The organism is Micromonospora chokoriensis, from assembly GCF_000718555.1.
Taxonomy (GTDB): domain Bacteria; phylum Actinomycetota; class Actinomycetes; order Mycobacteriales; family Micromonosporaceae; genus Micromonospora; species Micromonospora chokoriensis_B.
In genome coordinates, this window is sequence record NZ_JOAN01000010.1 from 116,421 (window position 1) to 141,276 (window position 24,856).

The window sequence follows — 24,856 nt, forward strand, 5'->3', positions numbered from 1 at the left end:
CCGATATGACGGTTGATCCGTGGTGGGCACACAGCTGAACTGGGATCAGTACGCCACGGCGTGGGCGCGGTTGCACGGCGGGTTCGACCCTCGGGTCGCGGCGCCGGTGGTACGCGCCTGGCTGCGGTTCGCCTACCACGTCGGGTATGTGCTGGGTCGGCTCCGGGTCAGCCCCACCGCGGTCACCGCGGCCGGGGTGCTGCTCTGCTTCTGCGTACCGTTGCTGGTGACCCGGCCGGGAGACGGGCCGTTCCTCGGCGCGCTGTTCGTGCTGCTCGCCGCCGTGGCGGACAGCGTGGACGGTGCGGTGGCGGTCGCCACCGGCCGCACCACCCGGCTCGGCTACGTCTACGACTCGGTCGCCGACCGGCTCGGTGAGGTGGCCTGGCTGCTGGCGTTCTGGCTGCTGGGCGCGCCGGGTGGGCTGGTCGTCGCGGGCGGCGCGCTGTCCTGGTTACACGAGTACGTTCGAGCGCGGGCGGTCGCCGCCGGTATGCGGGAGATCGGCGCGGTGACCGTGGGCGAACGTCCCACCCGGGTCTCGGTGGCGCTCGCCGGTTTGCTGGTCGCCGGGTTGGCCGGGCTGATCGAGCCGGATCTGGCCGCCGGCACCATCACCATGGCGACCGCGGTCTGGGTGCTGCTGGCCGGGTTCGGCCTGGGGCAGCTGCTCTCCAGCATCCGCCGTGCCCTACTCGACGCCGGCTGAGCAGGCGCCGCGGAAACAGGCTAGAGGCCCATCGGGTCTACCAGGCGGGGCCGATCTCGTCGGCGACGATCTGCGCGGAGAGGGTCACCATCGGCAACCCGCCGCCCGGGTGAGTAGAGCCGCCCACCAGCCACAGCCCGTTCGCCGGGCCCCGGTTGGCCGGGCGGAGCAGCCCGCCGGCGGTGCCGTAGATCGAGCCACCCGGCGCTCCGGTCGTCACGTCCAGGTCGGCGGGGGTGCGGATCTCGCGGAACAGCAGCCGGTCGCGCACGTCCACGCCGCGCCGCGCCAGCACGTCCAGGATCCGATCGGCGTACGCGTCGGCCAGCCCCGGGCGTCGCCAGTCGACCGCGCCTGCCGCGGTGCCGTGGCGAGGTGCGTTGACCAGCACGAACCACGCCTCGTGTCCGGCGGGGCGGACCATCGGGTCGTCGGCCACGGTGACGAACACGGCCGGGTCGGCTGCCGGCCGGGCCCGTACGCCGCGCCCGGGGTCGCCGAAGACCGCGTCGAACTCGGCGTCGTAGTCGTCCGGGAAGAAGACGTTGTGGTGGGCCAGCCCGGTGCTGCCGGAGACGCCGAGCAGCAGCACGAAGCCGGCGAGGCTGCGGTCGGTCAGCCCGGCCAGCCGACCCGGGTGTGGCAGCAGGTCACGGTAGACGGTCAGCGCGTCGGTGTTGGCCACCACCACGTCGGCGGGGACCGGCGCGGTGACACCGGCGAGGCGTACCCCGTGCACCCGGCCGCCGGTGGCGTCGATCCGGGTGACCGTGGTGTCGGTCTGCACGACCACGCCGAGGTCCAGGCAGCGGGTCAGCAGCGCGTCGGCGAGCGTGCCCAGCCCGCCCCGCAGGTACCAGCCGCCGAAGGCCAGTTCGGCGTAGGGGACCGCGACCAGCGCCGCCGGTGCCCGACGCGGGTCGGCGCCGGTGTAGGTGGCGTACCGGTCCAGCATCATCCGCAGCCGCGGGTCGGACAGGTGCCGGCGGCCCAGGCCGCGCAGACTGCGGCCCGGGGCGATGGCGGCCAGGTCGCCGACGCGCCAGGCCAGCGACGCGAGATCGCGGGGAGAATCGACGGTACGGCGCAGGATGTCCCGCGAGGAGGCCTGCCACACCCGCGCCGCCCGGCGCCACAGCCGCTGCCAGTCGGCTGCCGCCCGGTCACCGAAGGCGGCCCCGATCCGGGCGGCGAACTCCACCGGGTCGGCGCACGAGTCCAGGGTCGGGCCACCGTCTGGAAAGACGTGCCGGACGATCGGGTCCAGGGGCACCAGGTCCAGGTATTCGTCGAGCTTCGCCCCGGTCGCCTCGAACAGGTCGTGGAAGGCCTCGGGCAGGGTGAGCAGGCTCGGCCCGGTGTCGAAGTGGAACGACCCGGCCGGGGTGTCGTGCGCGTACCGGCCGAGCTTGCCGCCGACCATGTCGGCCCGCTCGAAGACGGTTACCTGGTGCCCGGTGGCGGCCAGCCGAGCGGCGGTGGCGAGACCACCCACCCCGGCGCCGACGACCACGATCCGCGCCATGCCGCGCCTCCCTAGCTGACCGGGCGACCCCGCCAGGTCAGACGGCGTCGCTTTCGCAGATGGTACGACCGCAGGGTCAGCCAACCGAGGACCACGACCGACACGGGGTGTGCGAGCGCGTCGGGCCACCACCGGCCTCCGGTCGCGCGGGCGGTGAGCACCCGCCCGGCCACCCCGAGCAGATAGCCGGCCAGCCCCACGGCGGCCACCTCCGGCGCACCGGTCGCCGCACCTGCCAGCGCGATCAGCGGTGGGGCGGTGTAGAGCAACAGCAGCGCCACCACCACGGCCGCCGCCGCGCCTGGGTGCCCGAAGGACGCCCAGAGCGACTTCGAGTACCCGTCGCGTAGTTGCGGCCAGTCGTCGTACATCCGGCAGGTGGCCAGCCGGGAGCCGTCGGCCAGGGCGATCCGCCCACCGGCCCGCTTGACCGCCCGGGCCAGCTCGACGTCCTCCAGGATCTTCTCGGCGACCGTGGCGTGCCCGCCGACGGCGGTGTAGCCGGCCCGGTCCACCACCAGGAACTGTCCGCCCGCCGCGGCCAGCGACGGCCGCGGCGAGCGTTCCATCGCGCGCAGCGGCAGGAAGGTCAGCCAGAGCCACTGCAGCAGCGGCTGCACCAACCGGTCGGCCGCCGTCGTCACCACGATCCGGGGGTACGGCGACAGCAGCGTCACACCGGCGGCGCGCAACTCGGTGACGGCAGCGGCCACGGCGTGCGGGGCGAGCACCACGTCGGCGTCGACGAAGACCAGCGCGGTGGCGCCCGGGTCAGCCTGGCTGGCTAGCTGCCAGCAGGCGTGCGGCTTGCCCAGCCAGCCCGGCGGTGGAGCGACCCCGGTGAGTAGCGTGACCCGGGGGTCGTCGCCGGCCACCGCGCGGACCACGTCGGCGGTGCCGTCGGTGGACCCGTCGTCGAGGACCACGATGCGCAGCCCGGGTACGCCGCGCTGGGCGAGCAGGGCGCGCAGGCAGGGCGTGACGCGGGTGGCCTCGTCGCGCAGCGGCAGCAGCACGGCGATCGGCTCATCGACGTCGTCGGGCCGGTCGGTGGGCCGACGCAGCCGGCGGGTGGCGTTGAGCCAGGTGTGCCCGGTCAACGCGGCGACAGCGACCAGCAGGGCGAGCAGGACGGTCATCGGGTCGCGTCGACGCCGGGGCGGTGTGGCTGATGGGCCTCCGGCCGGAGGTGGCGGCTGCGCTGGGCACGCAGCAGGGTCACCGCCAGGGGTACGGCGGTCACCGACATGCCGGCGGCGCCCCAGAGCGCCGAGGCGGGCAGGTCGAGGAAGACGGCGTGGGCCAGGATGCTGGAGAAGTACGTCCACAGGTAGAGCGCGATCATCGGGTGGTCCCGCCGGTCGGTGTGCTCGGCGGCAGGCCCGGCCAGCGGACGTAGCGCGCTCATCAGCAGCACCGCGAAGAGCAGCCAGCCCAGATAGTTGCTGACCGGGATGCCGGGCAGGCCGGGCAACGCGGGTGTGGCGTCGCGCCAGACCCAGTAGCCCTCGGCCACCATCTGCGGGTCGAGGAAGAGGTCCCAGGCGGCCAGCCCCACCGTGGCCAGCGCGATCCGCCCCACCCATCGGCCCACCGTCGGCCCGGTGCCGCCGGCTGTCGACCCGCTGCCGCCGGCCGTCGCGGTGCTGCCGCCGGTCAGTCGGACCGCGGCCAGCCAGGCCGGCCAGGCCATCCAGGTCCAGGCCAGCGGAATGATCAGCGGCACGCCGGCCAGCTTGGGGCCCAGCTCGCCGGAGTAGTCGTAGCTGCCGAACGGCACACCGGTGGCCACCCCGATCGCCTCGATCGCGAACCCGCCGCCGGTGGCCACCACGACCAGCGCCGCCGCCACCCGTAGGCCCCGGCTGAGCAGCGCGTGGCCGACTGAGAGCAGCCAACCGAGGACGACGGTGGCCACGGTGAGCCCGGCCCGGGTGGCGCCGGTGGTGAGCGGGTAGCAGATCTGGGCGAGCACCAGGACGGCGAGCAGCGTCCAGGAGATCCGCCGGGTCATGACGCCGGTGGCTCGAGTGGCAGATCCCGACCGAGTACGCCGAACGGTCGCTCGTCGCCGGGGAAGTGGAAGTCGCGCAGCACGTCGACGAAGCCGAACCGCCGGTACAACCGCCAGGCCCGCGAGGTCTGCTCGTCGGCCTCCGGGGTGGACAGCAGCACGGTGTCGCCCTCCGCCATGCCGAGCAGCGCGCGCAGCAGGCCGGCGCCCAGGCCGTGCCCCTGCGCCGGTGGCCGGACATGCAGCTCGACCACCTCGAAGCAGTGGGTGAGCCAGTGCTTGCTGGTCGGCGCGTCCAGCGCTCGGTGCACCTGGTCGTGCCACCACTGGCCGGAGGCGCCCAGGTAGCCGTAGCCGAAGCCGGCGAGGTGCCCCTCGCTGGTCAGGCTGGCGACGGCTCGGAAACCCGGCCGGCGGACGTGGGTGGCGATGTAGCCGCGCCGGGCCTCCAACAGGTCGGTGCGGTATCCCATCGCCTCGCCGTAGACGGCCACCACGTCGTCCAGCCGCCGGACGAGATCGTCCGGCGTCCAGCGCACCAACCTCATGCCCGTCCACCCTTCACCGTTTCCGGGCCGCCGTCGGCGACCCACCCGAGCACCGACCGGTCGCCGACCACGTCGCGCACCTCGAACCGGGCGAACAACTCCTCGGCGTACCAACCCGCAGTGGGGGTTCGCATGATCGCCGCCCGGTGCTCCGGGTGACGGTACGCGAACGCCACCAGGTCCGTCGGGTCGCGCCACACGCTCACCGTGCCCTGCCAGCCCAGCGGCGCCTCCCCGACCCCGAACCGGGCCAGCAGCCCGGGCGCGTCGCGCAGGGCGGCGGCCACCGGCGGGATCGCCCGCCAGAAGGTGGCAGCCCGGCGGGCCCGCAGCCGGGCTCGGGTCAGGGCCAGGACCGGGCCGGTGACCCGGCCGCCCGACGGGTCGCCGAACGGCCGCTGGCCGGACCACTCGCCCCGGCTGGTCAGCGGGCGCAGGTCGATCCGGGCCTGGGCGTGGGCGATGCGGGCCCAGGCGCGCCCAACCGACGAGTCGTCGAAGTCGGCCGCCGCGGCGGGGGAGTCCCAGACGGTCAGCGCCGCCCACCGGGTCAGGTCGGCGTCCCTCGGCCCGAAGTCGGTGCCGGTCCCGGTGCCCAGCAGCTTGCCGAACCGGGCGCCCGGGAGGGCCCGCAACCGGCGTGGGTCCACCGCCATCCGGGTCAGCGCCCGGGGCAGCGCGCCTCGGGAGGTCCGCCATACGTGCAGCGTGACCAGCTCCGGAGCCGTGCTGCTGTGCCCGCTGGGTTGCTTGCTCAGCTCGCTCACGCCACCTCGGCCGGGCTGCCGGCGGTGAGCGCGTCCGGCACCGCTCGTACGTTCGGGTGTGGCTGCATGTAGTCATTCTTCCCGGTTCGCCGGTGTGGGTTCACCCGGCCGGCACGCCCGGCGCGTCACACGTTGCATTTTCGTCGGAGGGGAGGTGTACTGTCAGCAGCAGTTAGAACGAGTGTTCGATTGCCTCGAACGCCCGTTCCAACCAGCCGGAGCGCGGCGTTTCGCGGCGCCACCTCCGGGCGGTGCGGCTCCGCGGGCCGCACCTGGGTTTCCGGGCAGTCGCGAGCCTGGTCCCAACAGGCAGGAGCGTTGCCCGCCGCCCACGACCCCCGGGCGGCGGGCGACGCACCCGCCGGTCCGCCGGCCGGGTGTGGTGTGGGGAAGCATCCACACCCGGCCGGCCACACCCGGTGCGTCTTCCTCCGCACCACCCGACCTCGGCGTCTCGTCGGCGGCATCAGCGCGCCGCAGCGACGCCTCGGCCACGTGGAGGAGAGACATCCATGCCGACCAACCCGGCTCAGGCACCGACGGTGCCGGCGCACGTGCTGCCGCACCGCACCCCCGCCCAACTCCTCACGTTGGCCCGCCGTGGGCTGGTCGAGGCCGCCCAGACCCGACCTGACGGCCTGCGCTACGCGGCTGCCCACCTGGCGGCCCTGCGCGCGGCGGCCGCCCTGCTCGCCGCCCGCGCCCGACCCGCGCCGAGTCGACGCAACCGGATCACCAGTGTCTGGGTCCTCCTCAGCGCCGTCGCTCCGGAGCTCGACGAATGGTCCCGGTTCTTCGCCGCCGGGGCCAGCAAGCGCGCCGCCGCCGAGGCCGGCATCCCCCGGGTGGTCAGCGCCCGGGAGGCCGACGATCTGCTCCGCGCTGCCGAACAGTTCGTCACGGTGGTGGAAACCGCGCTCGGCGTGGCTCACCAACCGGCCCTGGACGGCCTCGCCGCCTGATCCCGCCGTGCCACCGGCCGCCCCGTGGGGGGAGCCGGACGGCCGGCGGCACGGCGTGTCGGTCCTGATCTGATCCACAGCAACGACGGGGGAGTTGGTCCAATGGCGGGCCGCATGGTGGTCGGTTCCGCCGCGCTGGCCGATCTGGTGCGTCCGGCGAGCGCACCCGATCCGGTCGGTGGTCACCGGGTGTTGCCGGTGGTGCCCGAGCTGACCGGTCTGCTGCCCAACCGGGGCCTGCGCCGGGGCAGCACCATCGCGGTCGCCGCCGGCCAGCCCCGCCGCAGCGGTGGCACCTCGCTGATGCTGGCCCTGCTCGCCGAGGCGTCCCGGGCCGGCTCGTGGTGCGCCGTGGTCGGTGTGCCGACGTTCGGCGTGGGCGCGGCCGCTGAGCTGGGCATCGCCCTGGACCGGCTGGCCCTGGTGCCGAACCCCGGCCCCGAGTGGGCCACCGTGGTCGCCGCGCTGATCGACGGGGTGGACGTTGTGGTCACCACCGTGCCGGCGGCGGTCTCCGCCTCGGTCGCCACCCGGTTGGCCGCCCGTGCCCGGCAGCGCGGCAGCGTGCTCGTCCCGTACGGCCGGTGGGACGGCGCCGACGTGACACTGCAGGTGGTCCGTGGGGTCTGGGAGGGGCTTGGACGGGGTCGGGGGCGGCTGCGCCGTCGGGAGATCACCGTCTCGGCGCGTGGGCGCGGGGCGGCCGCCCGACCCAAGGAGATCAAGGTCTGGCTCCCGGGTGACGAGCTGACTCGGGTGATCCCCCGTACGCTGCCGTCGCCGGTGGGCCGACCGGCCACGCCGCTCGCCCTGGTCGGCCGGGGGTGACCGGCTCGCCGGCACGGACTCTGCTGCTGTGGTGCCCGGACTGGCCGGTGCTCGCCGCCGAGATCGTCGACGGGGTGCCGGCGACCGGCCCGGTTGCCGTGCTGCACGCCAACCGGGTGGTCGCCTGCTCTGAGCGGGCCCGCGCCGAGGGTGTGCGTCGAGGGCTGCGCAAGCGGGAGGCGCAGGGGCGCTGCCCGCAGCTCACCGTCGTGGAGTACGACCCAGGCCGGGACGCTCGGGCGTTCGAGCCGGTGGTCGCCGCAGTGGAGGAGTTGGTCGCCGGCGTCGAGGTGGTCCGTCCGGGCGCCTGCGCGGTGGCCGCCCGGGGGCCGGGCCGTTACCTCGGCGGCGAGGAGGCGGCCGCCGAGCGGATCATCGAGCAGGTGGCCCAGTCGTGCCTGGTGGAGAGCCAGGTCGGCATCGCCGACGGGGTGTTCGCGGCCGGGTTGGCCGCTCGTGCCGGCCGGGTGGTGGCACCCGGCGGGACACCGGAGTTCCTGGCCGGGTTGCCGGTCGAGGCGCTCGGCCGGTCGGCGCTGGCCGATCTGCTGCGCCGGCTGGGGGTGCGGACCCTCGGCGACTTCGCCGCGCTGCCGGCCGGCGACGTGCTGGCCCGGTTCGGGTTCGACGGTGCGCTGGCCCATCGGCTGGCCGCCGGGCGGGACCACCGCCCACTCGTGGTCCGGCAGCCGCCGGCCGACCTGACGGTGACCGCGGAGCACGACGAGCCGATCGACCGGGTCGACTCGGCGGCGTTCGTGGCCCGGGCGTTGGCTGAGCAGCTGCACGAGCGGCTCGCCGGGCACGGGCTGGCCTGCACCCGGCTCGGCATCGAGGCGGTCACCGAGCATGGGCAGGAGCTGCACCGGGTGTGGCGGCACGATGGCCTGCTCACCGCCGCGGCCATCGCCGACCGGGTGCGCTGGCAGCTCGACGGGTGGCTCTCCGGCAGCAACGGCCGCACCGGCGCCCGACCGGCCCGGCCGACGGCCGGCATCATCCGGTTGCGACTGATCCCGGACGGGGTGATCGCCCAGGCCGGTCTGCAGGCCGGCCTCTGGGGGGAGACCGGCGAGGAGCGGGAACGCGCGCACCGGGCGTTGAGCCGTGTGCAGGGCATCCTCGGCCCGGAGGCGGTGGTCACCGCGGTGCTCGGGGGTGGGCGCTCCCCGGCCGACCAGGTGCGACTGGTGCCGTGGGGCGACGAACGCCTTCCCGCCCGTCCCGATGCTCCGCCGTGGCCCGGTCGGCTGCCGGCGCCCGCGCCGGCGGTGGTGCTGCCCAGTCCGCTCGCGGCGACGGTGCACGACGCCGCCGGCGAGCCGGTGGTGATCAGCGCGCGATTGGCGGTCAGCGCCCCACCGGCCCGGCTGGTGGTCGGCACCGGCCAGCCGGCGGAGATCGTGGGCTGGGCCGGCCCGTGGCCGGTGGACGAGCGCTGGTGGGCACCGGCCGAGGCCCGCCGCCGGGCCCGGTTCCAGGTCAGCCTGGCCGACGGCGCCGCCCTGCTGCTGGCCGTCGAGGCCGGGCAGTGGTTGGTGGAGGCGATCTATGACTGAGTGCACGGCCCGTGGCCCGATCAGGTCAGGGGCCGGTCAGGGAGTGCGGGGATGAGCTTCCACAACCCGAAGATGCCCTGGTCGGAGCTTGAGCAGGTGCTCTCCGGTCGGGCCAACGGCGGCTCCGGTAGGTCGAGCGGTGGGCGGTCGCGCGAGAAGCGACACCTGCACGTGGTGGATCCGCTAGCCGTGGACGCCGACGGGGGCGACTCACCGGCCTGGAGCCGCCACCGCGAGCAGTACCAGCCGCCGGAGCTGACCCGTCCCGACGGCGTGGTGCCCTACGCGGAGCTGCACGCGCACACCAACTTCAGCTTCCTCGACGGTGCCAGCCACCCGGAGGAGCTGGCCGAGGAGGCGGCCCGGCTGGGGCTCACCGCGCTCGCCGTCACCGACCACGACGGCTTCTACGGGGTGGTCCGTTTCGCCGAGGCGGCTCGTACGCTGGGCCTGCCGACCATCTTCGGCGCGGAGCTGTCGCTGGGGCTGCCCGGCCCGCAGAACGGCGAGCCCGACCCGCACGGCGCGCACCTGCTGGTGCTCGCGCACGGCCACGAGGGGTACGCCCGGCTGGCCACCACCATCGCCCGCGCCCAGCTACGCGGCGGGGAGAAGGGCCGCCCGGTCTACGGGGAGTTGGAGGAGGTCGCCGCCGAGCTGCGTGACCACGTGCTGGTGCTGACCGGCTGCCGCAAGGGGCACGTGCCGGGGGCCTTGCTCACCGAGGGGGTGGACGCGGCGGCCCGTGAGTTGGACCGGCTGACCGCGCTCTTCGGCGCGGAGACGGTGGCGGTGGAGCTGACCGACCATGGCCATCCCGTCGACGCCGACCGCAACGACGCGCTCGCCGAGCTGGCCGCCGCGGCCGGGCTGCCGACGGTGGCCAGCAACAACGTGCACTACGCCAGCCCCGGTCGGCGTCGGCTGGCCACCACCGTCGCCGCGGTCCGGGCCCGCCGCAGCCTGGACGAGATCGACGGCTGGTTGCCGGCGGCGGCCACCGCCCACCTGCGCAGCGGCGCGGAGATGGCGGCCCGGTTCGCCGCGTACCCGGGTGCGGTGGCGCGGGCCGCCGAGTTCGGCGCCGAGTTGGCCTTCGACCTTCAGCTCGTCGCGCCGCAACTGCCGGCGTACCCGGTGCCGCCGGGGCACACCGAGATGAGCTGGCTGCGGAAGCTGACCGCTGACGGGGCGCACGAGCGCTATGGGCCACCGCAGGCGCACCCGACGGCGTACGCGCAACTCGACCACGAGTTGAACATGATCGAGGAGCTGGGGTTTCCCGGCTACTTCCTGGTGGTCTACGACATCGTCACGTTCTGCCGTGACCAGGACATCTACTGCCAGGGTCGGGGTTCGGCGGCGAACTCGGCGGTCTGCTACGCGTTGCGGATCACCAATGTGGACGCGGTCCGGCACCAACTGCTCTTCGAGCGGTTCCTCGCCCCGGAGCGGGACGGCCCACCGGACATCGACGTGGACATCGAGTCCGATCGCCGGGAGGAGGTGATCCAGCACGTCTACACCCGCTACGGCCGGGAGCACGCCGCCCAGGTCGCCAACGTCATCTCCTACCGGCCCCGGTCGGCGGTGCGGGACGTGGCCAAGGCGTTCGGCTACTCGCCGGGGCAGCAGGACGCCTGGAGCAAGCAGATCGACAGGTGGGGCTCGGTGGCCACGGTCGATGTCGAGAACATCCCCGAACAGGTGGTGGAGTACGCCAACGAGTTGCAGACGTTCCCTCGGCACCTGGGCATCCACTCCGGTGGCATGGTGATCTGCGACCGGCCGGTGATCGAGGTCTGCCCGGTGGAGTGGGGGCGGATGCCCGGGCGCAGCGTCCTGCAGTGGGACAAGGACGACTGCGCGGCGGTGGGCCTGGTCAAGTTCGACCTGCTCGGCCTGGGCATGCTCTCCGCCCTGCACTACGGCTACGACATGATCGGGTCCCGGCTCGACCTGGGCGACATGACCCTGGACGACCCGGAGGTCTACGACATGCTCTGCCGGGCCGACTCGGTCGGGGTGTTCCAGGTGGAGAGCCGTGCTCAGATGGCCACCCTGCCCCGGCTCAAGCCCCGCGAGTTCTACGACCTGGTGGTGGAGGTGGCGCTGATCCGACCCGGCCCGATCCAGGGCGGTTCGGTGCACCCGTTCATCCGGCGCAAGAACGGTCAGGAGCCGGTGACCTTCGCGCACCCGTTGATGCGCAATGCCCTGGAGAAGACCCTGGGTGTGCCGCTGTTCCAGGAGCAGCTGATGCAGCTCGCCATCGACCTGGCCGGCTTCGACGCGGCCGAGGCCGACCAGCTACGCCGGGCGATGGGCGCCAAACGGTCGGTCGAGCGGATGACCCGGATCGCCGACCGGCTCTACGCCGGCATGGCCGAGCGGGGCATCACCGGCGAACTGGCCGACGACGTCTACCGCAAACTCACCGCGTTTGCCAGCTACGGCTTCCCGGAGAGCCACGCGATGAGCTTCGCCTACCTGGTCTATGCCAGCTCCTGGCTCAAGCGCTACCACCCGGCGCCGTTTCTGGCCGCGCTGCTCAACGCCCAGCCGATGGGTTTCTACTCTCCACAGACCCTTGTCGACGACGCCCGCCGGCACGGGGTGGAGGTCCGTCGCCCGGACATCAACGCCAGCGGCGCGAAGGCGGTGTTGGAGTCCACCCCGGACACCCGGTGGGGTAGCGGGCCGGGGGAGCCGCCGCACGCCTGGGGGCTGGGCGGCCCCGGCGTCCGGCTCGGCCTGTCCAGCGTGCGGACCCTCGGCGTCGACGTGGCCGAACGGATCGAGGCCGAACGGGTCACCGGTGGGCCGTACCGGGACATGCCTGATCTGGCCCGGCGACTCGGTCTCACCGCCGCGCAGCTGGAGGCGTTGGCCACCGCGGACGCCTTCGCCTGTTTCGGGCTGACCCGGCGGCAGGCGCTGTGGGCCGCCGGCGCGGCAGCCCAGGACCGGCCGGGCCGGCTGCCCGGCACGGTGACCGGCGCGGCGGCGCCGACGTTGCCCGGGATGGAGGCGGTGGACCGGCTGGTCGCCGACGTGTGGGCCACCGGGCTGTCGCCGGAGAGCCACCCCGCCCGGTTCATCCGGGGCCAGCTCGACGTGCTCGGCGCGGTGCCGATCGCCCGACTCGGCCGGGTGGAGCCGGGGCAACGGATCCGGGTCGGCGGCATCGTCACCCACCGGCAACGTCCGGCGACCGCGGGCGGGGTCACCTTCCTCAATCTGGAGGACGAGACCGGGATGCTCAACGTCACCTGTTCGCCGGGGCTGTGGCAGCGCTACCGGCGGGTGGCGCGCAGCAGCGCCGCGCTTGTGGTCCGGGGGCGGTTGCAACGGCACGAGGGGGTGACCAACCTGGTCGCCGACCGGCTGGACGCCATCGAGCCACCGGTGAGTCCCGCCTCTCGTGACTTCCGGTGAAAGAGTGATCCACATTACGGTTTCCGGCACCGCCGAGCGGGAGACTCGTCCCGAGCGGGCAGAGCGGCCCGTGATCCATGAGGGGGAACGACAGTGACGGGTAATCACGCGTACACCGATGGAATCGCCAACGCCCGGCGGACCCGACTGGGCGCCGGTTGGGTGCCGTCGCACCTCGCCGACCCCCGCGAGTACGAGGTGACAAACGGTCCGGTGGCCAACGAGCGCCGGTCCCGGGCGGAGGACGAGGCCGAGGGCGCCGAGGCCTGACCGACCGTCGACCGCGCGCCGATCGGGCGTGTGGTGGGCGTGCCCGCCACACGCCCGCACCAAGACCGGGTCGGGTGACTAGGCTCGACCGGGTGGAGCAGACCCGAGGCCGGTTCGCTGGGCCGCCGCTGACACCCCGCACCGCCGTGATCTGGTCGGTGCTCCGCGCCGAGCTGGACCGGCGCGGCGACGCCGAGCTCACCGTGCTGGACGTGGGCGGTGGCACCGGCGGTTTCGCCGTTCCGCTGGCCCGCGCCGGGCATCGGGTCACCGTCGTCGACGCCAGCCCCGACGCGCTCGCCGCGCTCACCCGCCGCGCCGCCGAGGCCGGGGTGGCCGACCGGATCGCCGCCGTGCAGGGCGACGGTGACGCCCTCGCCGGGCTGGTCGAACCGGCCGGCGTCGACCTGGTGCTCTGCCACGCCGTACTGGAGGTGGTCGACGACCCGACGGCGGTGGTGGCCGCGCTGGCCACCGCGCTGCGTCCGGGCGGCGCGGCCAGTGTGCTGGTGGCCGGCCGGGCCGCCGCCGTGCTGGGCCGCGCGATGAACGGGCATCTGGACGTCGCGACCGCCCTGGCCGCCGATCCGGCCGGCACCGCCGGGCCGCGCGACACGCTGCGCCGACGCTACGACGCCCCCGGCGCCGCCGCGCTGCTCGGCACCGCCGGGCTGATGGTCGAGGAGATCCACGGGGTACGCGTGCTGGCCGACCTGCTGCCGGCCGCGGTCGCCGATGGACAGAGCGCCGCCCTCGTCGAGTTGGAACGGGCGCTGGCTGCCCAACCGCCGTACCGGGACTTGGCCGCCCAACTGCACCTGTTCGCCCGCCGGCCGGCATGAGCGACTCGCCACCGGTGGCACCGCTGGCGATCCTCGGGCCGAGCCACGGTGGCGGCCGACTCGCCGACGTGCTGCCCAGCGCGCTGGCCGTGCTGGGTGTGCCCGGCTCGGCCGACCCACTCGGGCTCGTCCCCGTGCTGACCGGGGTACGCCGGATCGCCGTGCTGTTGGTCGACGGGCTCGGCTGGTACCAACTGCCGACCGCGGCGCCGCACGCGCCGACCCTCGCCGGGCTCGCCGCGACGGTGGCCCGGCCACTCATCGCCGGTTTCCCGTCCACCACCCCGACCAGCCTGGTGTCGCTGGGCACCGGCGTCGCGCCGGGCGTGCACGGGGTGCTCGGCTTCACCGTGCGGGTGCCCGGCACCGACCGGGTGCTCACCCACACCGACTGGGCCGCCGATCCGTCGCCGCTGCGCTGGCAGCCGGTGCCCACCCAGTTGGAGCGGGCCCGCGCGGCCGGTGTGACGACGACAGTGGTGAGTCGGCCGGAGTTCGGCGGCAGTGGGTTGACCCTGGCCGCCAACCGGGGTGGCGACTTCCGGGGCGCTGCCGGCGGGGACGCGGTGGCCACCACCATGCTGGCCGCGCTGGGCGCCGGCACCGGGCCCACCCTGGTCTCCGGCTACCACGCCGACCTGGACCGGCACGGCCACGTCAGTGGCGTCGACTCGACGCCCTGGCGGGTCGCCGCCACCGAGGTGGACGCCCTGATCGCCCGGCTGGTCGACGGGCTGCCGTCGGACGCGGCGCTGCTGGTGACCGCCGACCACGGGCAGCTCGACATTCCCGCCGCGCACCGCTTCGACCTGGACACCGATCCGCGACTGCGGGCCGGTGTGCGGCTGGTGGCCGGGGAGGCCCGGGTGCGCTACCTGCACGTCGAGCCGGGCGCGGTCGACGACGTGCTGGCCGCCTGGTCGGAGGTGCTGGGCGCCACGGCCCGGGTACGCACCCGCGACCAGGTGGTGGCCTCGGGCTGGTTCGGGCCGGTGCCCGAGGAGCACCTGGGCCGGATCGGCGACGTGGTGGTGATCTGCAACGACACGTACGCGGTCATGGCCAGTCGCACCGAGCGGCCGATGGCGTCGAAGTTGGTGGCGTACCACGGGTCGGACACCGCCGCTGAGCTGACCGTGCCGCTGCTGGTCGTGCGCGGCTGAGCTGACCGTGCCGCTGCTGGTCGTGCGCGGCTGAGCGCCCGGCCCGGCCCGCCGGCGGGTGGTGGTGTCGTACCCCCGGGTTAACCTGCCGGGATGGGCCGCAGCCAATCGTTGCCCCGGGGCGACGATCCGCGCTTCGGGCCGGACGCCGACGACTCCGCCAGCCCGATCCTGCACGTCGACATGGACGCCTTCTTCGCCGCCGTTGAGGTGCGCCGCCGGCCCGAGCTGCGCGGCCGACCGGTGGTCGTCGGCGGCACCGGGCCGCGTGGGGTGGTCAGCTCGGCCAGCTACGAGGCCCGCCGGTACGGCGTACGCAGCGCGATGCCGACCAGTCAGGCTCGGGCCCGCTGCCCCCACGCGGTCTACCTGCCACCGGATTTCACCGCCTACACGCCCGCCTCCCGGGCCGTCATGCAGATCTTCCGGGACGTCACGCCGCTGGTCGAGCCGCTCTCCCTCGACGAGGCGTTCCTCGACGTGACCGGGGCCCGCCGGCTCTTCGGCTCCCCGGCCACCATCGCCCGGCTGATCCGTCGGCGGGTCGCCGACGAGCAGGCGTTGACCTGCTCGGTCGGGGTGGCGCCGAGCAAGTTCGTGGCCAAGCTGGGTTCCACCCGGGCCAAGCCGGACGGCCTGCTGGTCGTGCCCCCGGGGCAGGTGCTCGACTTTCTGCACCCGCTGCCGGTGGACGCGCTGTGGGGGGTTGGGGAGCGCGCCGCCGAGGCGCTGCGCCGGCTCGGCCTGTCCACCGTCGGCGACCTCGCCGAGGCACCGGTGGGCATGCTCCGCCGAGCGGTCGGTGCCGCCTCGGCGGCGCACCTGCACGAGTTGGCCTGGGGGCGTGACCCGCGCCGGGTCAGCCCCGAGCACGTCGACAAGTCGATCGGCGCCGAGGTGACCTTCGACGTCGACGTGGCCGACCCGCTGGAGATCCGCCGTGCGTTGCTCGCGCTCAGCGCGAAGGTCGGCGTCCGGTTGCGAGGCTCCGGGCAGGTCGGGCGCACCGTCTCACTCAAGGTCCGGCTGGCCGACTTCCGCACCGTCAGCCGATCTCGCACCCTCGACGTTCCCACCGACACCGCACGCGAGATGTTCGATACCGCCTGGGCGCTCTACACCGTGTTGGACCCGGGCGAGCGGATCCGACTCGTCGGCGTCCGGGTCGAGGGGCTCGCCCCGGCGCAGGGCGCCGCACGGCAACTCACCCTCGGCGCGCCCGAGCGCGGTTGGCGCGAGGCGGAAGCTGCCGCGGACGCCGCCGCTGCCCGTTTCGGGCGGTCCGTCATAGGTCCGGCCAGTCTGATGGGCGACCGTGATCCCCGTCGAAACGAAAATCCACCCCGCCCGTAGGTCGTCCCGCTTTCCGACGCGCGACCCCCCTCGTAGACTTGCGGGTAAGCAGCCGGTTGGCTGCCACGGTCTGTCGGCCCGAGTGGGCCCGACCAACGTGACCGGGGAGGAGTGCCGTGCCGCTCTCGGAGCACGAGCAGCGGCTGTTCGAGCAGATCGAGCGGTCGCTTGCCGAGGACCCCAAATTCGCCTCGGCCGTGCGCGCCAGCGATCCGCGCTTCCATGCGCGGCGTCGCCTGCTCGTCGCAGCCGGCGTCATCATCGCTGGCTTGGCTCTACTGGTCTATGGCGCGGTGATCAAGACTCCACCACTGGCGGTGGCGGGCTTCGTCGTCATGCTGGCGTCGGCCGCGTTCGCGGTGCAGTCGCACCGCCGGGCGCAGTCACCCGACCTGCACGTGGTGGGCGGCACGACGAGTCGTCGTCGTCCCCGCGGTGGCCGATCCGGTCGCCGGTCGTCAATCCTGGACCGCATGGAGGACAGGTGGCGGCAGCGCCCGGAGGGGCACCGCTGAGCCGGTCCCGCCGCTAAGGCGGGCCGTACGCCGCGACGAGCGGTCGCCGGGCAACAGCCCCCGGCGACCTCCGTCGATTCCGCGCGCCTTCTTTCCGCGCACCCTTCCCACATGATCGTGCTTGATCCTGGGGGGCAGCCCTGCGGGGTTGACGAACAGCCACTCCGTCTAGGGCAACGGTGTGAACTGCTGATCATCAAGTGGTCATGGGTGAGGTTTGGGGCGGGCCTGGAGCTGGTTGGTTAGCGGGCTGCTCGGTTGGCTAGCAGGCGTCGGGGGTTCCAGCGCAGCAGGTGGTGCCTTGCCTGCCCGGTGAGCGCCACCATTCGGCCGGAACTGTCCGCCAGGCCGGTGCGCCAGCGCAGCAGCACCGACGGCGGCAGCACGGCGGCGAGCAGGCGAGTCCGTCGGTCCGCCCGTGCGGCGAGCGCCCCACGGAGCGCGCGTAGTGCCGGCAGCAACTGCTCACCGGTCAGTGGATCCCGCGCGTAGCGGGCCCGCTCCTCCGCCCGGCCGAGCAACCGCGCCGAGCCGATCACGGCGGGGTCCTCGTCGAGGGCGTCCCGGACGAGCCGGTCCGCGGTCGCCCTGGGTGTCTCGGTCGGATCCACCGGGACCCGGAAGTCCACCAGAGTGTCGAGCAACTCCGCCCAGGCGGCGTGCGCGTCCGCGCGGGCCCGATTGGCGTCCACGCCGACCACCACCGGTCGCGTCCCCGGCTCGGTGCCGTCGTCGACGCTGGCGAGGGCCAGCGCCCCGCTCGCCGCCTGGCCACCACGTCGGCGGCGCAGCGCCGTGCGGCGCAGAGCGGGCACCGCGAGGAGCGCCAGCAGAGCCAACAGGCCCGCCGCCCACCAGGGCCACACCGGCGGCTGCTCAGTCGGCGTCGTCCCGCCGAGGGACAGCCCATCGTCGATGTCCTGGTCGGCGTTGTCCGGCCCGGACGGACCGGCTGACGCCTCGGGACCTGTCGGGGTGCCCGCGACGCCACCGCCCGGGGTCGTCGGCTCCGGCGCGTCATTGTCCGGTGCCCAGGTCGACCGGGTGGAGCCGGGCACCCCGTACGCCGGGGTGGCGTCGAACGGCACCCAACCGGCCCCGTCGAAGTAGACCTCGGTCCAGGCGTGCAGGTTGAGGTTGGTCAGCGTGAAGGTGTCACCGTCGCGATTGCTGCCGTTGGTGAACCCGAACGCCACCCGGGCCGGGATGCCGGCCGAGCGGACCAGCCAGGCCATCGCGGCGGCGTACTGCTGGCAGTAGCCGACCTTGTTGGTCAGGAAGTCGACGATGTCCTGACCACTGCTGCCGCTCTCGGTGCTCAACCGGTAGCTGAACCCGTTGTCCGCCGAGAAATGCTGGTAGATGGCCAGCACCCGGTCGTAGTCCGTGCGCTTGCCCTGGACCAGGGTCTTGACCAGCTCCTCCACCTCGGGCACCGCCCCCGGGGTGGCGGTCAGCTGTCGGCGTACGGGGTGGTCGGTCGGCAGTGCTGGCGCGGCCCGCAACGCGGCCGGCGTGAACGTCGAGCGGATGTAGTCGAAGGAGTACTTCCGGCCTCGGGAGTTCTCCCGGTTGGAGAAGATGACCTGCTGGCTGTCGTCGTAGAGCCAGTTGCCGTTGAGGTCCTCGGTGCGTACCGGCTCGGCATACACCGGCATCAGCGCCATGCTCAGGTTCTTGGTGACCTCGACGGTCGCCCGGTGGGAGGTCTGCTGCACGCCTCGGCCGGCTCGGTCGGCCGGGTTCGGCAGGTCCCGGTTGGCCGGTCGGCCACTCGGGTTGCGTGCCTGGAAGCCCGTGGAGCGCAGCTCGTCGGCGACCGCGTAGCGCAGGTAGAACGGGTTCGGCTCAGTGGTGGTCACCTTGACCAACTCGGTGACCTGGGACTGGTTGAGCTGGCCGGCGAGTGAGGCGAACAGGTCGATCCGGCCCGACGTGCCGCCCGAGCCCGACCCGTTGCCGGTGCCGTTGCCCGGCCCTCGGCTGAGGGAGTCGAGCAGCCCACCGGTCATGCCGGGCACCGCCAGCGGCAGCACCACCGCCAGGGCCACCCCGACGATCGCGAGCCGACGGCCGGCGGACGCCAACGGCGAGGCCTCCCACACGTCGACGTCGCGGCCGTCACCGGTGAACCGGCGTCCGAAGCGGCGTACCCGGTCGACGTTGTCGGTGACCAGCAGCCAGAGGTAACCGGCGGCGCCCACCACGAACGGCACCGCGGGGACGCTGTCCACGTAGACGGCGACCGGCACCGAGTAGATGGCGAGCATCGGCAGCCCCGCCAGTGCGGGCCGGCGCAGCCCCACGGCCAGGACGTCCACCAGTACGGCGACCCCGCCGACGCCGAGCACGGCGATGAACAGCAGCGGGTCAGTGTCCGGGACCTCGACCCCGTACGAGCGCATGTCCTGCATGGAGCCGGCGAGCAGATCGCCGAAGTAGGAGAAGGTGCCCGGCGTGGGCAGGATCGCGAACAGCTCCTTGCCGCTGGGGAACAGCCAGGTCAGCGCGAACATCAGGCCGGCCAGCATGCCCAGCACCTGACCCCACAGGGGTGCCCGGGCGAGTCGGGTCAATGCGGCCACCCCGGCCACCACGGCGACCGCGATGATGGACTCGATCAGCCACGTCCAGCCCTGGAAGATGGCCGACAGCGGCGCGGCGGCCAGCAGCGTGGCCAGGGCCGCCACCACGCCGATGTTCCGACTGCTGATCATGAGGGGAGCCTTCCGTTCATCGCACGCCGCCGGCGACGGTCTCGGCCAGCGCGGCGCGCAGGGCGAAACCCTGGGAGCCCCGGCCGGCCTGCGGCCACAGCGTCGGGAGTCGAGCGCCGTGGTCGACGCCGACCACGCGCCAGCCGCTCTGCAGCATGGCGAGGACAGCGGCGGCGTGCGCGTGCTCCGCCTCGGCCCGGGCCTTCTCCGGCAGGCTGAGCCAGGTGGAGCTGTTCAGCAGGAAACCGATGCAGGTGGCGCCGTTGCCCCGCAGCCCGGCCAGCAGCTCCGCCTCGGCCACGCTCACCGAGCCGAACAGGCCGATGATCAAACCGCCGTCGGCGCGCTGGCGGACCCGCTGCACGAGGCCGGTGACCTCGGCGCGCTGATCCAGTCGCACCTCCGCGAGGTGGTCGAGCAGCGCACCGTCGCCGCCGCCCTCGGAGGCGTCCACATCGGCCCCCGAGCCGGTGACCAGGCGCAACTTGTAGCCGGCCTGCCGCAGGTGGACGGCGATGCTCGCGGCGGCGGAGACGGACCACTCGAAACTGGCCGTCGGCCCCTCGCCGCGGTGGCCGTACGCCCGGGTGTCCAGGACGACGGTGGCCCGGCTCTCCCACGGTTGCTCCTCGCGGCGCACCATCAGCTCGCCGGTGCGGGCCGTGGACTTCCAGTGCACCCGGCGCAGGTCGTCGCCGCGCCGGTACTCCCGGGTCGCCGCGTCGTCCTCGCCGTGCACCGCCACCGAGCGGGCCCGGCTGTCGCCGCTGCCCGCGTACTCCCCGGGGAGCCGGACCGACGGCAGCGGGGTGACCTGCGGGATGACCGTCAGGTGGTCGGTGCTGGGGAAGGAGCGGGTCAGCTCACAGAGACCGAACGGGTCGGTCATCCGGACGACCAGCGGGCCCACGTCGTAGCGGCCCCGCACGTCGGCCCGCACGGTGTACGCCACGGAGCTGGCCTGGTGTGCGCCGAGCCGCTCCAACACCACCCGGGGGCGGCTGCCCAGCGCGTAGGGCAGCCGGTCCTCCAGCAGAAGGGTGCCGGTCGGCAGGCGGGAGAGGTTCTGCAGGCGCAGCACCACCCGGGAGTTGGCGCCGACCGGAACCCGGTGCGGGTCCAGTGAACGGTTGCAGGCCAGCTTGTAGCGGCTGCGCCCGACGTAGGCGGCGGCCAGCAACGGCAGGATGGCCAACAGCACAGCCACCCGGAGCAGGTCCTTCTCGCCGAGGATGCCGGCCGAGATCGCCGCCGCTGCCGCCGCGGCGAGGAAGGAGCGCCCGCGGGTGGTCAGCCCGCGTAGCCCGGCACGCACGTCATGGCCTCCGCGGCTCGTAGGGCGCGCGGCCGTTGCCGGTGGCGGGCCTGGTGTCGTACGGGTTGCGCTGCCGGTCGTGAGGCAGCGGCAGGCGGTGCACCAGCTCGGAGACGATCGCGTCGGTGGTGCGTCGGGCGAGCTGCGCGTCGGCGGTCGGGATGATCCGGTGGGCGAGCACCGGCACCGCCAGGGCCTGCAGGTCGTCGGGGAGGACGTAGTCGCGGCCCTCCAGAGCGGCGACCGCCCGGGCGGTGCGCAGCAGTTGCAGGGTCGCCCGGGGGGACGCGCCGAGCCGCAGGTCGGGGGTCTCGCGGGTGGCGGTGACCAGGTCGATCGCGTACTGCTTGACCGCGTCCGCGACGTGCACCTGCCGGACGGTGGCGATGAGCTGTCGGACGATGGCCGCGTCGGAGACCGCGCGCAGCTCGTTCAGCGGGTCGGTGGCGCCGTGCCCGTCGAGCATGGCCAGCTCGGCGTTGGCGTCCGGGTAACCCATCGCGATCCGGGCGGTGAACCGGTCGCGCTGCGCCTCCGGCAGCGGGTAGGTCCCCTCCATCTCGATCGGGTTCTGCGTGGCGATCACCATGAACGGGGTCTGGAGCTGGTACGTCACCCCGTCGACGGTGACCTGCCGCTCCTCCATGCACTCCAGCAACGCCGACTGGGTCTTCGGCGACGCCCGGTTGATCTCGTCGCCGACCACCAGGTTGGCGAAGACGGCGCCAGGACGGAATTCGAAGTCGTGCGTCTCCTGGTTGTAGACGCTGACCCCGGTGACGTCGCTGGGCAGCAGGTCGGGGGTGAACTGGATCCGGCGTACGGTGCAGTCGATGGACCGCGCGAGGGCCTTGGCAAGCTTGGTCTTGCCGACACCCGGGACGTCTTCGATCAGGAGGTGACCCTCGGCGAGCAGCACGGCCAGGGCGAGCCGCACGGTGGCGGTCTTACCCTCGATGACCTGCTCGATGTTGGCCACGATGGCCTCGCTGGCGGCGCGGAACTCGTCGTGCGGCAGTAGGCCGCCCACCTCGTCCCAGGTCTGTTGTGTCACGGGCCTCCTCCTCGTCGCCGTCACGGCAGCTCTGTCGAGAGCACCTGGACCCGCCGTTGGGTTCGCGACGTCGAGCCTCGTTTGCCGCAGGAATCTCACTGGTCTCTCAGGCTAACCATGTTTGTCGTTATCGCCGACCCCCGCAGGTAGTCCGTCGGTTACGCACCGATATTCGCCATCTCGGGGGAACGGGTGCGACAGGCCCGGGGGCGGGCGGGCCGAGCTGGAGGCGAGGTACACTGCGGGGCATGGCCGGAGTCTTCCTGCTTCTTACCGGGCCGTGCTGATGCGCTGAACGCAGCGACAGCACGGCGGCCCCTCCTGCGCGAGGGGCTTTTTTGTGCCCGCCGCCGGCCCGGCCCGGTGGTGCCGAGACGAAGCGAAGCGAAGCGAGGAGAGACGATGAGTGAGGCAGCCGCACCGGCGGGCGACATCCCCCCGTTCCGGTACACCGCGGCCCTGGCCGACGAGATCGAGATTCGTTGGCAGGACACCTGGGCGCGCGAGGGCACCTTCCACGCACCGAACCCGACCGGCCCGCTGGCCGATCCGACCCACCCCCGTGCCGGCGCGGAGAAGCTGTACGTGCTGGACATGTTTCCGTACCCCTCCGGCGCCGGCCTGCACGTCGGCCACCCGCTGGGCTACATCGGCACCGACTGCTACGCCCGCTACCAGCGGATGGCCGGCCGTAACGTGCTGCACGCGATGGGCTTCGACGCGTTCGGCCTGCCCGCCGAGCAGTACGCGGTGCAGACCGGCACCCACCCCCGGACCACCACCGTGGCGAACATCGAGCGGTACAAGGCGCAGCTGCGTCGGCTGGGGCTGGCGCACGACGAGCGGCGCTCGGTGGCCACCATCGACACCGACTTCTACCGCTGGACCCAGTGGATCTTCCTGCAGATCTTCAACTCCTGGTACGACCGCGACGCCCGCCGGGCCCGCCCGATCGCCGAGCTGATCGCCGAGTTCGAGGGCGGTAACCGGCCCACGCCGGACGGCCGCGCCTGGGCCGAGCTGAGCGTCGCCGAGCGCCGGCAGGTCGTCGACGACCACCGACTGGCGTACGTCTCGCAGGCGCCGGTGAACTGGTGCCCGGGGCTGGGCACCGTGCTGGCCAACGAGGAGGTCACCGCCGACGGGCGCTCCGAGCGGGGCAACTTCCCGGTCTTCAAGCGCAACCTGAAGCAGTGGATGATGCGCATCACCGCGTACGGTGACCGGCTGCTGGACGACCTGGACAGCCTGGACTGGCCCGAGCCGATCAAGCTGATGCAGCGCAACTGGATCGGTCGCTCCACCGGCGCCCACATCGACTTCCCGACCACGGCCGCGCCGGTGCGGGTGTTCACGACCCGACCGGACACCGTCTTCGGCGCCACCTACATGGTGCTGGCGCCCGAGCACGAGCTGGTCGACACGCTGGCGCCGGCTGCCTGGCCGGCCGGGGCGAGGGACGCCTGGACCGGCGGGCACGCCAACCCCCGGGAGGCTGTCGAGGCGTACCGCAAGGCGGCGGCCGCCAAGACCGACGTCGAGCGGCAGTCCGACAACAAGGAGAAGACCGGCGTCTTCATCGGCGCGTACGCCACCAACCCGGTCACCGGCGGGCAGATCCCGATCTTCATCGCCGACTACGTGCTGGCCGGCTACGGCACCGGCGCGATCATGGCGGTGCCGGCGCAGGACGAGCGGGACTGGGCGTTCGCCGAGGTCTTCGAGCTGCCCATCGTGCGTACCGTGCAGCCGGCGGAGGGCTTCGACGGCAAGGCGTACACCGGGGACGGCCCGGCGATCAACAGCGCCGCGCCCGAGCGCGGCCTGGAGCTGAACGGCCTGGGGGTCGTCGACGCCAAGGCGGCGATCATCGCCTGGCTGGAGGCGAACGGGCACGGCAGCGGCGCGGTGACCTACCGACTGCGCGACTGGCTGTTCTCCCGGCAGCGGTACTGGGGCGAGCCGTTCCCGATCGTCTACGACGAGACCGGCGCGGCCATCGCCCTGCCGGAGGAGATGCTGCCGGTCGAGCTGCCGGAGGTCGACGACTTCTCCCCGAAGACGTTCGAGGCCGACGACGCCAACAGCAACCCGGAGACCCCGCTGTCGCGCCGGCGGGACTGGGTCGAGGTCGAACTGGACCTGGGTGACGGGCCGAAGCGCTACACCCGGGAAACCAACGTGATGCCGCAGTGGGCCGGCTCCTGCTGGTACGAGCTGCGCTACCTGGACCCGACCAACAACGAGCGGTTCGTCGACGCGGAGAACGAGCGCTACTGGATGGGCCCGCGTGCCGACGGTGACTGCGGGGGCACCGACCTGTATGTCGGTGGCGCCGAGCACGCCGTGCTGCACCTGCTGTACGCGCGGTTCTGGCACAAGGTGCTGTTCGACCTGGGGCACGTGTCGTCGATCGAGCCGTTCCGCAAGCTGTTCAACCAGGGCATGATCCAGGCGTACGCGTACACCGACTCGCGCGGCAGCTACGTGCAGGCCGAGGAGGTCTTCGAGCGCGACGGCGCCTACTACCTGGGCGACCTGGCGGTCAACCGCGAGTACGGCAAGATGGGCAAGTCGCTGAAGAACGTGGTGACCCCCGACGACATGTGCGCCGCCTACGGCGCGGACACCTTCCGGGTGTACGAGATGTCGATGGGCCCGCTGGAGGTGTCCCGCCCCTGGGAGACCCGGGCGGTCGTCGGGTCGTACCGGTTCCTGCAGCGGGTCTGGCGGGCCGTCGTCGACGAGCAGACCGGCGCCCTGCGGATCACCGACGACCCGGCCGACGAGGCGACCCGCCGGCTGCTGCACAAGGTGATCGACGGGGTCCGTGGCGACATGGACGGAATCCGGTTCAACACCGCGATCGCCAAGCTGATCCAGCTGACCAACGGGCTGACCGGGCTGTCGGCCACGCCCCGCGAGGTGGCCGAGCCGCTGGTGCTGATGGTGGCGCCGTTCGCCCCGCACCTGGCCGAGGAGCTGTGGCGCAAGCTGGGCCACGACACATCGCTGACGTACGCGGACTTCCCAACTGCCGACGCGGCGCTGCTGGTGGCCGACACGGTGACCTACCCGGTGCAGGTGAACGGCAAGGTCCGTGGCCGCATCGAGGTCCCCGCCGACGCCTCCGAGGAGACCGTCCGCGCGGCGGCCCTGGACGCGGTGGCGGCCACCCTGGCCGGCAAGGAACCCCGCAAGGTCATCGTGGTCAAGGGCCGAATGGTCTCCGTGGTCGCCTGACGCTACGGAGTGTGACGACTCGTCGCGGCGAAGG

At 73.4% G+C, this 24,856-nt stretch carries 19 protein-coding genes; 11 read left to right on the top strand and 8 right to left on the bottom strand.

Annotated elements, in window-relative coordinates:
- Positions 1 to 19 precede the first annotated feature (19 nt).
- A complete protein-coding gene (locus IF46_RS0114920) occupies positions 20 to 709 on the top strand; it encodes a CDP-alcohol phosphatidyltransferase family protein (RefSeq protein WP_030488938.1) in 690 nt (229 codons plus the stop codon).
- A 37-nt stretch (positions 710 to 746) separates the two neighbouring features.
- Here the strand turns inward: IF46_RS0114920 and IF46_RS0114925 are convergent, their stop codons facing one another.
- Genes IF46_RS0114925 through IF46_RS0114945 form a run of 5 tightly spaced genes read right to left on the bottom strand, consistent with a single transcriptional unit; the run spans position 747 to position 5,554 of the window.
- Complete coding sequence (locus tag IF46_RS0114925; RefSeq protein WP_030488939.1) at positions 747 to 2,234, bottom strand: phytoene desaturase family protein; 1,488 nt, start codon at positions 2,232 to 2,234, stop codon at positions 747 to 749.
- A gap of 11 nt (positions 2,235 to 2,245) precedes the next feature.
- Positions 2,246 to 3,373, bottom strand: a complete 1,128-nt coding sequence (locus IF46_RS0114930) for a glycosyltransferase (protein ID WP_030488940.1) — start codon at positions 3,371 to 3,373, stop codon at positions 2,246 to 2,248.
- A complete protein-coding gene (locus tag IF46_RS0114935; protein ID WP_030488941.1) occupies positions 3,370 to 4,248 on the bottom strand; it encodes a carotenoid biosynthesis protein in 879 nt (292 codons plus the stop codon). The genes IF46_RS0114930 and IF46_RS0114935 overlap by 4 nt, the downstream gene beginning before the upstream one ends.
- Positions 4,245 to 4,796: a GNAT family N-acetyltransferase gene (locus IF46_RS0114940; protein WP_030488942.1), complete on the bottom strand. Its 552-nt coding sequence runs from the start codon at positions 4,794 to 4,796 to the stop codon at positions 4,245 to 4,247. Before IF46_RS0114940 ends, IF46_RS0114935 begins: the two co-directional genes overlap by 4 nt.
- A complete protein-coding gene (locus IF46_RS0114945; protein ID WP_030488943.1) occupies positions 4,793 to 5,554 on the bottom strand; it encodes a monooxygenase in 762 nt (253 codons plus the stop codon). The genes IF46_RS0114940 and IF46_RS0114945 overlap by 4 nt, the downstream gene beginning before the upstream one ends.
- Positions 5,555 to 6,075: 521 nt before the next feature.
- Between IF46_RS0114945 and IF46_RS0114955 the strand changes: the two genes are divergently transcribed.
- The 9 genes from IF46_RS0114955 (at position 6,076) to IF46_RS0114995 (ending at position 16,493) form a co-directional block, all read left to right on the top strand.
- On the top strand, positions 6,076 to 6,525 hold the full coding sequence (locus IF46_RS0114955) for an SAV_6107 family HEPN domain-containing protein (protein WP_030488944.1): 450 nt from the start codon (positions 6,076 to 6,078) through the stop codon (positions 6,523 to 6,525).
- Between the two features lie 102 nt (positions 6,526 to 6,627).
- Positions 6,628 to 7,353, top strand: coding sequence for a hypothetical protein (locus tag IF46_RS0114960; protein ID WP_036392198.1), 726 nt, complete (start codon positions 6,628 to 6,630; stop codon positions 7,351 to 7,353).
- Positions 7,350 to 8,912: a DNA polymerase Y family protein gene (locus tag IF46_RS0114965; protein ID WP_030488946.1), complete on the top strand. Its 1,563-nt coding sequence runs from the start codon at positions 7,350 to 7,352 to the stop codon at positions 8,910 to 8,912. The genes IF46_RS0114960 and IF46_RS0114965 overlap by 4 nt, the downstream gene beginning before the upstream one ends.
- Before the next feature lie 51 nt (positions 8,913 to 8,963).
- Positions 8,964 to 12,350 (top strand): error-prone DNA polymerase, encoded by a 3,387-nt coding sequence (locus IF46_RS0114970; RefSeq protein WP_030488947.1) that lies wholly within the window; start codon positions 8,964 to 8,966, stop codon positions 12,348 to 12,350.
- A 93-nt stretch (positions 12,351 to 12,443) separates the two neighbouring features.
- Positions 12,444 to 12,620, top strand: coding sequence for a hypothetical protein (locus IF46_RS34780; protein ID WP_198041443.1), 177 nt, complete (start codon positions 12,444 to 12,446; stop codon positions 12,618 to 12,620).
- 74 nt (positions 12,621 to 12,694) lie between these two features.
- Positions 12,695 to 13,462: a methyltransferase domain-containing protein gene (locus IF46_RS0114980; protein WP_030488948.1), complete on the top strand. Its 768-nt coding sequence runs from the start codon at positions 12,695 to 12,697 to the stop codon at positions 13,460 to 13,462.
- Positions 13,459 to 14,625: an alkaline phosphatase family protein gene (locus tag IF46_RS0114985; RefSeq protein WP_030488949.1), complete on the top strand. Its 1,167-nt coding sequence runs from the start codon at positions 13,459 to 13,461 to the stop codon at positions 14,623 to 14,625. Before IF46_RS0114980 ends, IF46_RS0114985 begins: the two co-directional genes overlap by 4 nt.
- Before the next feature lie 93 nt (positions 14,626 to 14,718).
- On the top strand, positions 14,719 to 15,978 hold the full coding sequence (locus tag IF46_RS0114990; RefSeq protein ID WP_030488950.1) for a DNA polymerase IV: 1,260 nt from the start codon (positions 14,719 to 14,721) through the stop codon (positions 15,976 to 15,978).
- A 116-nt stretch (positions 15,979 to 16,094) separates the two neighbouring features.
- The gene (locus tag IF46_RS0114995; protein WP_030334542.1) at positions 16,095 to 16,493 is read left to right on the top strand and encodes a DUF3040 domain-containing protein; all 399 of its coding nucleotides are present in this window, start codon (positions 16,095 to 16,097) and stop codon (positions 16,491 to 16,493) included.
- Positions 16,494 to 16,735: 242 nt separating this feature from the next.
- Here IF46_RS0114995 and IF46_RS0115000 read toward each other — a convergent pair whose 3' ends face one another.
- The 3 genes from IF46_RS0115000 to IF46_RS0115010 are packed head-to-tail and all read right to left on the bottom strand — an operon-like array spanning position 16,736 to position 21,579.
- Entirely contained in the window at positions 16,736 to 19,210 is a 2,475-nt protein-coding gene (locus IF46_RS0115000) for a transglutaminase TgpA family protein (protein ID WP_030488951.1), read from the bottom strand.
- A 16-nt stretch (positions 19,211 to 19,226) separates the two neighbouring features.
- Entirely contained in the window at positions 19,227 to 20,525 is a 1,299-nt protein-coding gene (locus IF46_RS0115005) for a DUF58 domain-containing protein (RefSeq protein WP_030488952.1), read from the bottom strand.
- Position 20,526: 1 nt separating this feature from the next.
- On the bottom strand, positions 20,527 to 21,579 hold the full coding sequence (locus IF46_RS0115010; RefSeq protein WP_030488953.1) for an AAA family ATPase: 1,053 nt from the start codon (positions 21,577 to 21,579) through the stop codon (positions 20,527 to 20,529).
- Between the two features lie 402 nt (positions 21,580 to 21,981).
- Between IF46_RS0115010 and leuS the strand changes: the two genes are divergently transcribed.
- The gene (gene leuS, locus IF46_RS0115015) at positions 21,982 to 24,822 is read left to right on the top strand and encodes a leucine--tRNA ligase (protein ID WP_030488954.1); all 2,841 of its coding nucleotides are present in this window, start codon (positions 21,982 to 21,984) and stop codon (positions 24,820 to 24,822) included.
- Positions 24,823 to 24,856: the final 34 nt, after the last annotated feature.